The sequence below is a fragment of the Deltaproteobacteria bacterium genome (assembly GCA_020845775.1).
Lineage (GTDB): Bacteria > Bdellovibrionota_C > UBA2361 > SZUA-149 > JADLFC01 > JADLFC01.
This window is the reverse complement of record JADLFC010000017.1, coordinates 18,497-31,816: the sequence shown is the minus strand read 5'-3', so window position 1 is coordinate 31,816 and position 13,320 is coordinate 18,497. Positions and strand designations below refer to the sequence as shown.

Genomic DNA, 13,320 nt, shown 5'->3' with positions numbered 1-13,320 from the left:
ACATCCGGGCTTATTATTTATTGGGCGCTTTTGTCTTTAAATAAGCCTCGAAATATCCTACCTCAAAACTAGCACCTACCGTTCCATCCTTCTCTATATACATTTGCTGGTAAAGCTCAATAATGTCCACTACTTCATTCTTTGATAGCGGCTTAACCGAACGAGAGAATTCGCCCGAATTAACGCCTAAATTTCTCAAACTATCGACGAAGGCCTGCGCGTTTCTATAATACTCCTTGTACGAAACTTGCCTACAAGAAGCTATATCCAATCCTTTAGCCACTAGAGCGTCGCAAACAGTTTGAAAACTAGGGATTTTCCCCACCGGCATTTTGTCCGGAGCAACTCGTTCTCGAACTGTTCTAAGTTCGGCAAGAGTCCCACTAGTCATCAATGAAAACAAAAAAACACCCCCCTTGGCTAGGAGTTTTTGCAAATTTCCAAACAACTCCGCCAAAGGACTCATCCAGTGAATAGCCGATGCACTTACAATTAGATCGTAGCGACTTAAGGAAGTGAAATAGCGCGCATCACAGCAGAGCCACTCAATGTTTCGATCGTCGTTTAGCTCAGACCGCGCCACTTCAAGCATTTTCTCCGAAATATCTAGCGCGTGAATGAGCGCAAATGGGAACGCCTGTCTTAAAAGCCGCGTTAGCAAGCCCGTTCCGCTTCCAAGCTCGAGTATCGTTTCCGGCGCGCGCTGCACCCTAAACATCTCTAAAAGCTCCACGCAGATCCGCAACTGCAAAGCCGCGCTATCGTTATACGTATTGGCTGCGCGTGAAAACTGTTTTTTTACAGAAAAGTCATCAGTCTTCAAGAATCAACAAACTCCGATATGCACTCACTTACCGCCCTTAGGTGACTACTAACTAAGTCGTGCCCAGCCTCCTCGATGATAACCAAGCTACTGTCCTTTAACTTAGCCGCAAGATAATGAGATGCTTCACACGGAATAACTTTGTCGCAGCGACCGTGTAAGAGCAAAGTAGGGACTCTAACGCCAGGAATCTTGTCTCGCAAATCGACATTTTCCAAATACTCGAGGCCACCAATTAAACTCTCCTTGCCCTCTCTAGTGGCATTCATCACCATGAATTCGGTTTCCTCCTCAGTTAATAGTCCAGGGTAGCTAACTAGAGAAAAAAAATCCCGCAGTGCGGGCTTATCCTCTCGCAAAAAACGCTGTTTCATGAGTCGCAGTGCGCCCAAACTACTGCCATATGGATAATCTTTATCAGAGGTAAATCTGCACGCAGAACTAAGCAGAATTAGTTTTTCGGCGATATTGCTGCCACTTAAAGCTTCTAAGCCTATCATGCCACCCATGGACCAACCAATAAATATCCGAGGTGGTGGCAGGCTTTCTATTAACGCTAAAAGCGACTGAGCGTAAAGCCCTATATCCTTTCTCTCCTCTCTTCTCTTATCACTCTGGCAAGCCACAAGTAATTGCGAAGGCGAGACTAAAAGCGATGACTTTACGCCACCCAGTTTCTCAAGAAGCGGCCTAAACACCTCGGCGCTATGCGCCCAACCACTTAAAAATACCAACGAGGCACTCATGTGATATTAGCGCGTCTTGCGCATTTAAGAACGACATCGGCCACCGCGCTAATCTTCTGCTGATGATAGGCAAGAGACAGCGAAAAGCGAAGCCTCGCCGTGCCCCTCGGCACTGTAGGTTCTCTAATCGCAACCGCAAAAACGCCTTCATCCTCCAAAATACGCGAAAGTGACATCGCGGCGCAGTTCTCACCAACGATAAGCGGAACTATCTGGCTGCAAGAACTGCCAGTGTCTAAGCCGCCATCATGCAGAACACCTCTAAACGAGTCGGCAATTGCCAAAAGCTCAGCACCTAAATGCGGCTCCCTCTCCAGCACTGAAATTGCCTCGCTGCTAGCAGCGACTACGGCTGGTGGCAGGCTAGTATTAAAGATAAAAGGCCGAGAAACGTTTATTAGCAGCTCTGCCACCAACCGCGAGCCAGCGACGAAACCACCATAACTGCCAAGTGATTTGCAGAAGCTACCGGTGCATATATCTACTTTTCCCTGAAGCTCCAGCTGGTTAACGAGACCGCGCCCATTCTCCCCAAAAACGCCGATGGCGTGAGCTTCATCGACGACAAATATCGCACCGAATTTTTCGGCCAACCGAGACATCTCGACCAAAGGTGCGACATCTCCGTCCATACTAAAAACTGACTCTGTAACCAAAAGCACCTTCCCGCCGCTACCTGCTATATCCCTAGCCTTTACTAAAACCCGCGCGAGATGACTAATATCGTTATGCAGAAAGCGCAGGAGTTTTGCGCCACTTAGCGAGATTCCATCGATGAGCGACGCGTGAACGTGTTTGTCGGCAACCACGACATCGTTTCTGTGGACAAGCGCAGTTATAACGCCCAGATTAGCCAAATAGCCGCTTCCGTAGACGATTGCTCGGGGATAACCCAAAAAAGCCGCCAGCCGCTCCTCTAGTTCGCTATGCCACCTAAGTGTTCCCGTTACTAGGCGCGAAGCACTCGAGCTCGTAGAGTTCGTCTCAGATAGCGCGCGCCTAGCCGCTTCAATTACCGAGGGCCTATGGGCTAAATTGAGATAGTCATTTTGTGCTAAGTTTATTAGCCTCCTGCCATTTACATCTATCCAAGCTCCGCTCTGAGGCATCAAACGCAGTTTTCGCCCCAAATCTCTCCCTCGAAGATCCTCAAGAATGTTAGCAATCCACTGCTCGTCCTGCATATAAGGCCTTATAAAGTTAATATTTAACGACCAAACAATTGCGTCATGATAGCATAAAACTCTCAGTTTGTCCGTGCCTTTGCTTCGAATCTCTGCTAACATAATCGACTTATTTGAGCACCGTATATGGAAGTAAGAATTTCAGATCTACTAAAAGATGAGAAAGAGGCTCTCGATCTAATCGAGGAGCGGATTCGGTCGCGACTTGCGGCGGAGGCACCCTTACTGACCGACATTTCGACATACCTTCTAGCTTTGGGAGGAAAGAGGATTCGTCCGCTCGTTACAGTATTGGCGAACAAGCTGTTTGTAAATTCAAGAACGACCGAGGAACTCATAGATGTCGCGGCTGGCATTGAGCTCATTCACATGGCAACACTACTACATGACGACATTATTGATGAGTCACCGATTAGGCGGCACAAAGTATCGGCTTATGTTCGTTTTGGACTCGCGCCTAGCCTGCTAGCGGGCGATTTTCTTTTAGTAAGGGCGTTTGGCCTTTGTGCTCATTTAGATGCGGCGATTGTAGATGCTACTGAGCGCGCATGCGTGGAGCTCACAGAGGGTGAGATCCTCGAGGGTCAGCTTACTAGTAGTAGTCCGCGAAGTTTAGATAGTTACATTGACGTCGTTGGCAAGAAGACAGCCTCTCTTTTTGCGCTGGCTGGCGAGGTGGGTGCGCGCCTAGCGAATGTGAGCGCTCGAAATGTTCAGAAAATGAGAACTTATGGGTATTGGGCCGGCGTGGCATTTCAAATGATTGACGATATTCTGGACGTGGTTTCGACTGAGGATTTATTGGGGAAGCCTAGCGGAACGGATTTAAGGCAGAAGACTCCGTCGCTCGTTAATATTCTCTGGCTCGAAAGTGGCGACAGGAGGGCGTTGGATTTTTTTACCAAAGAGACAATAACGGCTGGCGATAGCGCGGAAGCGATGAACTACTTAAGGAACACTGCGGTTATCGAGCAGTGTAGAGAAGTTGCAAAGAAATACGCTAGCCTTGCAAAGTCAGCGGTTAACGATATAAGCGATGGTGGGCTCAATTTGTTTACCAAAGAGAAGCTTTTGGGTCTAATCGACTACACGTTAAATCGCTGCTTGTAGACTGTGTGTTAAGTCGATACGAGAAAGGGTTTTTTAATTTATGAGTTCGTTAGCAAGCGTTAGGACGGGGCTGGACGAGATGGCGTTGTCGAATTTTGAAAAGCTAAAATCTGCGCGCCTCGGCGTCATTGCGAGCACGGCGAGTGTAGATTTTCGTTTGCGCCATATTGTCGATTTGATGAAAAACAGCGCTAACTGCAATGTCGTAAGGCTTTTTGCGCCGGAACACGGAGTTCGCGGTGTATATCAAGCCATGGAGGAGGTTAGCACATCAGTCGATTTGCATACTGGTATTCCAGTGGTAAGTCTTTACGGGAGTTCTGAGGGAAGCCTAACGCCCAAGCCAGAAACTTTTGAGGATTTAGACGTAGTTGTCGTCGACATGCAGGATATTGGCAGTAGGTATTACACTTATGCCCAAACGCTTTGCTTTGCCATGCGCACAGCTCAAAAGACTGGGACAAAAATACTAGTGCTAGACAGGCCAAACCCCATCAATGGTGAGGATGTGGAGGGCTCGCCATTATGCAGTGAGTGCAAGAGTTTTTGTGGGCAATACCCAGTAGCGAATCGCCATGGCATGACTATAGGCGAGCTTGCGATGTTGATGCACAAGGGCTTTTGCTATGGGGATAACGCCGTGGCCCCGATTCCCTGCGAGCTTGAAATCGTTTGTTTGGAAAACTGGTCGAGAAGGTTATATGCCGATGAGATAAACTGGCGATGGGTTCAGCCGTCTCCTAATATCCCGAGCGTTCATTCGGCCGTTGTTTATCCTGGAGCTTGTCTATTTGAGGCAACTAATATTTCGGAGGGCCGCGGCACGACGCAGCCTTTTGAGTTATTGGGCGCTCCGTTTATCGATGGGCGCGCTTGGGCGGAGGAGACGCTTAAGAGCGAGCTACAATTAGAGGGCGCTATACTTCGGCCAGTTAGTTTTATGCCGCAGTTTGATAAATATAAAGGAAAGATTTGCGATGGAATTCAGATTCACGTCGTCGACCGCGAACGCTTTAAGCCCTTTCGCTGGGCGCTAGCTTTAATTGCAACCGCGGCGCGAATGTATCCTGACAAATTTATTTGGCGGCAGGGGGCTTATGAATTCATTGAGGATGTGCAGGCTATAGATCTTCTTTTTGGCAGCAATGAATTTAGAAAGTGCGTAGAGAGAAAGACTAGTTTAGCAAAACTGTTGAACGCCATTGCTGAGTTTGAGGCCTGGTTTAGGAATGCGCGTCAGGAATTTCTATTGTATTAAACAGCATGAACAAGCTCTATAAGCCACAGGCTGCCCGCATTGATAACTTAAACGTCTTACAGACGAGTTCTCATTGCTCGTTCTACGAGCTGCCAAAAGAGGAGGATATATCGATTTCGCGCTTTCTCGCATCTACTCCTGAAAGCCGAGAGATTTGCAACGATCCCTTTCTGGTGGGCGTTAATTACACGGCGGCGCTTACTAAAACGTGCACTGCGGTGCTCAAGGCTTTTCAAAAAAAAGCGCCGTTTGAGCTTAACGAAAAGCATGCGACGGTACTAAATATTTTAAGAGGCGGCTTAAACTTTGGTTTAAGGGAAGCTCTGTTTAATGCATTCAATTGGAATGAGCACGCTTCTGCTTTTATCAGCGCCCAAAGGGCGCGAAAGAGTGTCGGCAGTGAGGATTGGTATATTTCGGAAAACGAATACCAGAAAGTTTATTTCTCGCCTCAGTCTTGTCTTATTTTTGCCGATGTGGTTGCCACCGGCACTAGCCTAGCCTATGCCCTTCAGCGAGTGCTATCTTTAGCGCGATATGAGGAAAAGGAGATAGAGTCCATTTTGTTTCTCACTATTGGTGGCATCAAAGCCGAACAGCTGTTGCTGAGCGCCGACAAATATTGTCGTGAGCATTTTCGGACTTATAGTGGGGCAGCGGTTATCTACTTAGAAGGCCGCTTCGACGTAGCGACTTCTCATTCCGACTTAAGAATAAAAATATCTGGCACTGACCTCTTGCGCAAGAACGCCTTGCTTACGCCGGAGTTTTTCAATTCTCAATACGACGATCCCGCGTTCCCATTAGAGCGCTGTGCCATTTATGACGCCGGCTCTCGTGCGTTTTTAGTGGAAGAGCATTACCGCGATGTCCTCGACTATTGGCGACAGACTCTAGCTCTCGCCAACAACGGCAGTACCTACGAAGAACTCCTCACCGAACGCTGCCCCGACCTAACCCCAGACCGCTTCAAATCCCCCAACCTTTCCGATCTCTGCTGGCGTCAGGTTCACAGGCTGCAGGAGAGGTTGAAGGGTTGTAGCGAGAGTTAGCGACGCGCTACTTGCCATTGGAGGCGGACACAACTACGCGAAGTTATTTAGTAGTCACGATTTCTCGGCTTCTATAGCATTCTGGCTAAGGTCGCCTAAATAGGCTGGCAGTTCCACGCCCGCCATATTTGCAACTTCATGAAGAGGCGGAAGAGCCTTAATTAGGTTGCTCATAAATTTCGACGTAGAACTGGTTCCGTTTTCGCCCCCGGAACTGTCCCATACAGTTACCTTATCGATCTTAATATTCTTAATCGCCTCAACTTGCAGTTTTACGACCTCTTCGATTTTTTCTACCATGAGCATAGTAGCTGCGTCTTTTGGCCCGTCATTACAAGCGTCGACCATCTGCGCATATCCATTCGCCTTCGCCTGAAGTATTTTTCCAATGCCCTCGGCTTCGGCGGTCTTAACGGCGATAATAGCAGCCGCCTCACCGCCCGCCTCTCTGCGCAAGCGTTCCGCCTCCGCCTCGGCGTCGATCTCCACTTTGCGCTTCTCAATCTCCCGCGGCACTACCTGTTCAGCAATTAAACGCTTCTCCTCTGCCTTAGCTCGCGCTAACTGAATTTCCGCCTCGGCTTGCTGCTGAGCAACAGTCCCTCGCTGATGCGCCGCAGCCTGCTTCTCGGCCAAATCGGCATCGTAACTAGCAATGGCAGCATTGGCCTTGTTCTCTCCCTCAACCGCCTCGGCGTTAAAGGCCGCAACCTTAATGCGCCGCTCGCGATCGGCATTCGATGCGCCAATGTCTCCCCGCTTCTCCTCCTCCGCCACATCTATCTTCGCTTGGTTAATAGCTACAGCGGCAGCCTTCTTGCCAATGCTTTCAATATACCCCGACTCATCCGTAATATCGGTAATATTAACGTTAATTAACGTAAGTCCAATTTTTTGTAGCTCCGGGCCAATGTTATTTCTAATCGCCTCCAAGAAGCGCTCGCGATCTTGGTTTATCTCCTCAATGGTAAGCGAGGCAATTGTTAAACGCAGTTGACCAAAGATTATTTCCATCGCCATGGACTCAATATCTTGCTGATCTAAATCGAGCAAGCGCACAGCGGCATTGGTCATATTCTCCGGATTTGTGTCTATAGCAATAGTAAACGTCGATGGCACGTTCACGCGAATGTTTTGCTGGGACAAGGCGCCCTTAAGCGGAATCATAATGGTTAGCGGAGTTAAATCGAGAAATTGCGAGTGCTGGAACAGCGGAACAACAAAAGTCGCTCCACCGTGATAACACCTAACCGAACGCCCAGCGCCAACACTGCCCTGAACTGCCAAAATCTTATTCGCCGGACAGCGCACGTAAATTCGTCCAGCCAAAAAAACTAAAACAATAAATAACAATACAAAGCTTGCAATCGCAACTATAAGATAAACATAGCCCATTTTTGCCAATTCCTCCTAATTTCCCTTTACTCGCTGCACTAATACACCCGTAGCTCCCATTAACCCTATTACCCGAACAGGGACAAAGGACTCAATCTCTTCTCCATGCTCAGATCTAGCATCTATTTCTCGAAGCATGCCATCACAGGTTACCTGAATTTTTCCCTGCCCTTTTGCGGGGATCCTCTGATATACTTGCGCTTCGAGCCCTATTAAATCCTTCATCTTAAAATCAGCCCCACGACTTTGCAGTCCCATGAGCCACTTAAAAAAATAGGCAGTAAGAACCAATGTAAGACCTCCAAACAAGGTCGCTATTATTAGCGAAAAACTTGGACCCAGTTTGTACTGAACATAAGCAGCAAGTCCAACCCACCCAAACATCATGAAAAACGCCGCTACACTATTTAGAGAAACCAGCTTAAACGCCATCTCGGTATCATGGCTGTCCTGAACGTGCGGCATATCGCCATGACTATCCAAGCTTCCATCGGCGTGTCCTGCGTCTAGATCGCCAGTTCCAAAACCACCAACCAACACCATCATCACCCTCAGCAAAAAAAACAAACTGCCACAAATAGCTGAACCCATGAAAGTGAGTTCAATGGCACTGGGCGTATCTGATAAAAAAAACATTTCCTCGCACTCCCTAACGTTACGTTTCTAGACCAAAACAACTAAACTACATATATATTAACAGCCGCCTACGGCAAAGGATAAAACGGCGTTTCTGCCACTGGCACTCCGCTATGTGCCCCAAGAACAGATGCGGCAGAAACAGTATATTGTGCCCCCTGAACAGAGCGGATGTATAGGGTTTTATTAGACGCTCTATAAACTCCAAAATCGCTGCTTGCCGAAGACGTAAAATGACCAGCCACGGGAATGTCGCCAGGTAGTCCCCATTGGAAGACACCGTAATTTCCTCCAGAATAAAGCAGAAACCACATGCCTAAACTCTCTCTCCAAATGGCTCTATCTATACGGCCATCGCTATCGAAATCACCCACCCGCGGCGCATCTCCTGGCAGGCCCCATTGTGTAACCGCTAATGGCGCAGCAGAGCGAGCGTCCAAAACATACCAATTTCCGTCTGCCGGACGCCAAACCGCCGCGTCATCCCAGCCATCACCGTTAAAATCTGCCGGCACTGGTACGTCGATTGATAGTCCCCAGGTAAAAACCATCGGCAAGCCATTTTGCGAGCGAATTATCCACCACTCGCCAACTCCTAAAGCGCCAACAGGCCGATAAATCGCAATGTCCGCCTTGCCATCGCCGTCAAAATCAGCCGCTACGGGTTTATCGCCAGATGTGCCCCAGGCGGCGGTGTTAAGGCCAATAACTTGAAAAGAGCCAGAGAGGTAATAGAACGTCCAGAACCCCCCGCTATATACGGCAATATCAGCTACTCCATCTCCGTTATAATCTCCGCGCAAAATGTGCGAGTCCGAGCCAGCACTAACTCCGATGTTGCTGATGCCGCCAAGACCAACTGAGTACAGTCGATCCGTTGAATCAACAAAAAGCCCCACATAATCTATCCCGCCTGAAAGCCCCGCAGTGCCGCTCTTTTGACTATTTCGCATTGCGTAATATCGGCTCTCGACAAGACTAACTACATCCGTAGGCAAGCCAAAGGCATGAGATGCTGCACTTGAGTCATCAGCACGCCAGTACCAGGTAGCGACACCAGGACGATATACGACTAGGTCGGCGTCTCCGTCGCCGTCCATATCTTGTGGCGATGGGACATCGCCACCGAGACCAAACTGTATACTAGATAAGGAACCACTTACATACCACTCTCCCGTTATTGGACGCCATACTGCAATATCGCAGTCGCCGTCGCCATCGTAGTCAGCAGGCACAGGTATATCGTAATCCAAGCCGAACTGGGTTTCCCCGCTGCCATTTACCAACCACGTACCAGTACTCGGCCTATATACGGCGACTTCATCGTCACCATTCCCATCGTAATCACATGGAACTGGAATGTCCCCTCTTGCTCCGATGCTAGCGATTACGTCGCTAACGCCATCGCTGGACTTTCGGTAAATGAATGCTCCTATGGCAGGGCGAAAAACTGCAAAATCAGCTCGACCATCTCCATCAAAATCTCCTGGAGCGGGCAAATCGCCATCCAAACCAAAAGAAAGCGTTGTCATGGCTTCACTGCCCGAATTTCTGACAAACCACATACTAAGAGAAGGGCGAAAAACCGCTACATCAGTAATGTTGTCGCCGTTGTAATCAGCCGGCACCGGAACGTCGCCACTAAGGCCAAAAGATGTTGAAGCGGGCAGCCTAGCCGAGCCAAACCCAAATGTTTCAAAATACCACTCACTCGTAGAGGGGCGATAAACCGAAACCTGTGAACGGCCTTCGCCAGTATAGTCGCCAAAAATATGAGAACTTGGTCCCTCATCTACGCCTGGAGCGTCGGACACATCAATCGTTATGGTCGTAGTGTCGGTTTCTCCAAACACATCCCTAACTTGCACTACGACCGAATAATCTCCACTTTGGCTACCGCTCGGCACCCAGCTAAATGAACCGTCTAAGAACCCGAGCGATGCTCCACCTGGTAACCCATTGGGGGCCGAAAATGCTAGAATATCCCCATCGGAATCGCTAGCGGCGACGACAAACTCTAGTTTCTCTCCTTCCGACACGTCATAAGATAAGGCTGAGGAGCCAAACTCTGGGGCGCGATTTGTATTTTGAATAGTTATTACTACCGCCTCGCTGTCGCTTAATCCAGTAGAATCGGTAACGGTAAACGTAACAATTCTCTCGGCCGTCCAGCTCCCGCCGCTAACTGCGCTATATGGAGCAGTATACGAAAAATTGGCTCCGCTTAAAGTAGCTCCACTTGGAAGAGAATCAGCCGAAAACGCAAGCGAGCCCCCATTCACATCAGTTGCCGAAAGTGTAAAGCTCAACGTAGAGCCCTCAGCAACGGAACGCGAGCCGATTGCTCCCAGAACGGGCGGACTAGGTTCGCTAGGCACGCCGGGGTCGTCGATAGTAGTCAAGCAATCAGATCCAGAAACCACAGAAGATATCTGACTAATACTTGAAGTCGAAAAAGTCGCCACATCAGAGATTAGGAAGGGGCACATTATGTATTCTTGCCCGTTGCTACAATTGTCGTGCCCAGCGCCAAAATTGTGTCCTATCTCATGGGCGGCCAAAGGAACCGTCAAAGAGCGCGTGCTAAAGTATTGTCCGGTTCCGTAGGCAAAGCTGCTACAAATTGCGCTAACGTACGCCAACCCAGCAACGCTATCATCGTAATCCTTACCCGACCACAAGTGAGCTAAATCGTAATTAACTGACCCTCGGAAACGCGACTCCCAATACATTAAAAACTCATCCAGGGACGTATCTGGCGAGGTGCTCGAATATGGGTCAGAACTTGTGGTCCAGGCATTTTGAAACGTAACCACCAAAGTAACCCCTAACTGCGACCGATAAAGGCCGTCCACTCCATTCAAAATCGCTAATATCTCAGCGTTGGCGCTACCACTGCTCCCTAATGTCTGCACATATTCGTAATCGGCCTCAGTGGCAATTTGTGCCTGGCGGAGCGTAGCCGACAATGGCTCATAGCTCCTCTGCAACTCATCGTTTTGGTAATAGTGCGATACACTTACTCCGCAGCGGATGGCCATTTCCCGTAGCTGCTCGGGCTTGACCATCTCGACCGAAAGCTTTTCGTTGCTATTATCGGTTGCCTCTACACTGTAGTACAAATCATTTGCCCTGACATAGCCACTTAACCGCTTTTCTCCCGTATCCGCCCGCGACACCAGTGCAAAGCGGGCAAAATCGGTTGCAATCCCTGTATCTACTGTGCCAGTAAACAAATCCGTCGCATATGCGGCATCATCCAGCTCGACACCCCTAGCACTTAGCGTTTGCGCAATATATCCGTGGGCGCGAATGTCGTGTGGCTCAATGCGCACCTCCACATCGCCATCTTGAGTTGCTAAATTAAAGGTCACAGCAGTTGCTACGCCGATAGCTCTATATTGCCTTGCGGCCGCCGCCATTGCTGACAATGTAGCAGGCGACACGCTACTAAGTTGCACCGACTCAGCGGCAAGGGATGAGGGAGCAATGGCAGAAAAGAGAAATAAAATTGAAAGACCCAAAGCCCCAAAACTGTTTTTTGAAACCTTCATAGAGACGCCATGACGCTTAAATTAAGGTCTGAAGACCTTCGCTTTCAGAATTGATGTTGCGGTTTACTGCCTCAAACGTTTTTGTTTGCTGCAAATTCGTCGAGACTATCTCGGCAAATTTCGCTAATTCGTTATGGGCCTCATCTATTTGCTTTAACGCCTCGTCAAATATTAGGGCAAATGACTTCGCATCTTCGCAGCGGGCAGCTTCGACAGTTCCCGAAAACTGTATAAAGCGAAGAGCCTTCACAAACCTCTGCAAGTCCGCAATCTGCTGATTCATAGCGTTTAGGTCGCTATTTAACATGTTGAGAAGCGGAGATATCTTTTTAAGTCTTACTAACAATGTATCCACCAGAAGCTCTATATGCTCCCTTATGGCGCAATCGTTTTTTTCACTCTGCGACGACTGCTCTGTGGCAGCAGTATGTTCGTCCAATAGCTCCTTAACAAACACACAAATCATCTCCACTTGAAGCTTTGGAACGATTAGATCAAAGGTCAATTCTCCCAAAGAACTGCTTAGGGAGGCGATGCTAGTCGTTAACTGCTTTACGGCAGCTGAGCCTTCGTTAGAACTTCGACCCATGGTCTCAGCTACTACCGTAAGCGCCGCACCTGTGTCCTGTAGGCGACAAGCCTCTACAACGGCATTGAGTGAGAAACGCCTTAGCGATTCGGCAAGTTTTAGGATAAAGGTGGATTTATGCAACAGTTGCTTGTTTAGATTTTCAAAATTACCTACGTTGCCAAAAAGGGTGTTTAGGTGATTATCTAGGCTTTTACACGTTTCTAACAAACCACGAAGCTTGTGATTAGCGTCAATCGCTGGAGTATCGCTCCTTTTAGCTCCATTTGAGAAGCTGGTTGAAGCCTTCTTATCGGGTTTATCATTTGCTTCTATAGCCTGACGTCTAGACAGCATTTCTGTGGAAAAAATAGCCCACATAAATTCGTCGTAGCTATTAAATCCCTTGGATTTTAGCAACTCGAGTGTTCGCGCCAATCCAGCCTGAATTCCACGCTTGAGCGCATTCGGCTCACCGTCAGCCTCTACGGCCCTTTCAGTCGCGAGGACATCAGCATATACGGCCTTAACGACATCGAATATTGGACTAGATGGTTTGATGCGAATCGACAAATATCCACCCTTGCACGGAAGAACGCTTGCTAACACCCAGTAATAGCTTCCATCTTTAGCCATGTTCTTTACATAGGCAACTATTGGTCTATCTGCCTGAATAGTGTCCCACAATAACTGAAACACCGCTCTCGGCATATCTGGATGCCGTATGATGTTGTGAGGCTCTCCAATCAGTTTTTCAAGCTCGTAACCAGCAACTCTCGAAAACACTTTATTGCCATAGCGAATAATTCCCTTGGCATCAGTAGTTGAAAAGAACAGCTCCTCGATTGCAAATGTCCTTTCCCTGTCTAGAGGTTTAACGTTTGGGATTGCCATACATGTATAGTCCTACTTGTTGAGAGTTATACCGACTGCCTGCAAGTCTAATATATCGACCCATGCCAGGTTTTCTTGAGCTAGAAGAAAAATGTAGCAA

At 48.4% G+C, this 13,320-nt stretch carries 10 protein-coding genes; 3 read left to right on the top strand and 7 right to left on the bottom strand.

Annotation, left to right across the window (positions count from 1 at the left end):
• Nucleotides 1–13: 13 nt before the first annotated feature.
• The 3 genes from IT291_01055 to IT291_01045 are packed head-to-tail and all read right to left on the bottom strand — an operon-like array spanning nucleotide 14 to nucleotide 2,855.
• Nucleotides 14–823 (bottom strand): methyltransferase domain-containing protein, encoded by an 810-nt coding sequence (locus IT291_01055; GenBank protein ID MCC6219809.1) that lies wholly within the window; start codon nucleotides 821–823, stop codon nucleotides 14–16.
• A complete protein-coding gene (locus IT291_01050) occupies nucleotides 820–1,569 on the bottom strand; it encodes an alpha/beta fold hydrolase (GenBank protein ID MCC6219808.1) in 750 nt (249 codons plus the stop codon). The genes IT291_01055 and IT291_01050 overlap by 4 nt, the downstream gene beginning before the upstream one ends.
• Nucleotides 1,566–2,855: an 8-amino-7-oxononanoate synthase gene (locus IT291_01045; protein ID MCC6219807.1), complete on the bottom strand. Its 1,290-nt coding sequence runs from the start codon at nucleotides 2,853–2,855 to the stop codon at nucleotides 1,566–1,568. Before IT291_01045 ends, IT291_01050 begins: the two co-directional genes overlap by 4 nt.
• Nucleotides 2,856–2,879: 24 nt before the next feature.
• Between IT291_01045 and IT291_01040 the strand changes: the two genes are divergently transcribed.
• Genes IT291_01040 through IT291_01030 form a run of 3 tightly spaced genes read left to right on the top strand, consistent with a single transcriptional unit; the run spans nucleotide 2,880 to nucleotide 6,173 of the window.
• Nucleotides 2,880–3,863, top strand: coding sequence for a polyprenyl synthetase family protein (locus tag IT291_01040; protein ID MCC6219806.1), 984 nt, complete (start codon nucleotides 2,880–2,882; stop codon nucleotides 3,861–3,863).
• A 40-nt stretch (nucleotides 3,864–3,903) separates the two neighbouring features.
• Nucleotides 3,904–5,121 carry a DUF1343 domain-containing protein gene (locus IT291_01035; protein MCC6219805.1) on the top strand — a complete coding sequence of 406 codons (1,218 nt, stop codon included), beginning with the start codon at nucleotides 3,904–3,906 and terminating at the stop codon, nucleotides 5,119–5,121.
• Nucleotides 5,122–5,126: 5 nt separating this feature from the next.
• Nucleotides 5,127–6,173 (top strand): hypothetical protein, encoded by a 1,047-nt coding sequence (locus IT291_01030; protein ID MCC6219804.1) that lies wholly within the window; start codon nucleotides 5,127–5,129, stop codon nucleotides 6,171–6,173.
• Between the two features lie 54 nt (nucleotides 6,174–6,227).
• Here the strand turns inward: IT291_01030 and IT291_01025 are convergent, their stop codons facing one another.
• The 4 genes from IT291_01025 to IT291_01010 all read right to left on the bottom strand — a co-directional run bounded on the left by IT291_01025 (nucleotide 6,228) and on the right by IT291_01010 (nucleotide 13,220).
• Nucleotides 6,228–7,568, bottom strand: coding sequence for a flotillin family protein (locus tag IT291_01025; GenBank protein ID MCC6219803.1), 1,341 nt, complete (start codon nucleotides 7,566–7,568; stop codon nucleotides 6,228–6,230).
• Between the two features lie 15 nt (nucleotides 7,569–7,583).
• Complete coding sequence (locus IT291_01020; GenBank protein MCC6219802.1) at nucleotides 7,584–8,204, bottom strand: hypothetical protein; 621 nt, start codon at nucleotides 8,202–8,204, stop codon at nucleotides 7,584–7,586.
• A gap of 68 nt (nucleotides 8,205–8,272) precedes the next feature.
• Nucleotides 8,273–11,758 (bottom strand): VCBS repeat-containing protein, encoded by a 3,486-nt coding sequence (locus tag IT291_01015; protein ID MCC6219801.1) that lies wholly within the window; start codon nucleotides 11,756–11,758, stop codon nucleotides 8,273–8,275.
• A 16-nt stretch (nucleotides 11,759–11,774) separates the two neighbouring features.
• Nucleotides 11,775–13,220, bottom strand: coding sequence for a PAS domain-containing protein (locus IT291_01010; GenBank protein ID MCC6219800.1), 1,446 nt, complete (start codon nucleotides 13,218–13,220; stop codon nucleotides 11,775–11,777).
• Nucleotides 13,221–13,320 lie beyond the last annotated feature (100 nt).

Bases quoted from the DNA above. Each gene is read 5' to 3' on its own strand.
- IT291_01045 (MCC6219807.1), bottom strand. From the start codon at position 2,855: ATGTTAGCAGAGATTCGAAGCAAAGGCACGGACAAACTGAGAGTTTTA.
- IT291_01010 (MCC6219800.1), bottom strand. From the start codon at position 13,220: ATGGCAATCCCAAACGTTAAACCTCTAGACAGGGAAAGGACATTTGCA.
- IT291_01030 (MCC6219804.1), top strand. From the start codon at position 5,127: ATGAACAAGCTCTATAAGCCACAGGCTGCCCGCATTGATAACTTAAAC.
- IT291_01050 (MCC6219808.1), bottom strand. From the start codon at position 1,569: ATGAGTGCCTCGTTGGTATTTTTAAGTGGTTGGGCGCATAGCGCCGAG.
- IT291_01015 (MCC6219801.1), bottom strand. From the start codon at position 11,758: ATGAAGGTTTCAAAAAACAGTTTTGGGGCTTTGGGTCTTTCAATTTTA.
- IT291_01040 (MCC6219806.1), top strand. From the start codon at position 2,880: ATGGAAGTAAGAATTTCAGATCTACTAAAAGATGAGAAAGAGGCTCTC.
- IT291_01025 (MCC6219803.1), bottom strand. From the start codon at position 7,568: ATGGGCTATGTTTATCTTATAGTTGCGATTGCAAGCTTTGTATTGTTA.
- IT291_01020 (MCC6219802.1), bottom strand. From the start codon at position 8,204: ATGTTTTTTTTATCAGATACGCCCAGTGCCATTGAACTCACTTTCATG.
- IT291_01035 (MCC6219805.1), top strand. From the start codon at position 3,904: ATGAGTTCGTTAGCAAGCGTTAGGACGGGGCTGGACGAGATGGCGTTG.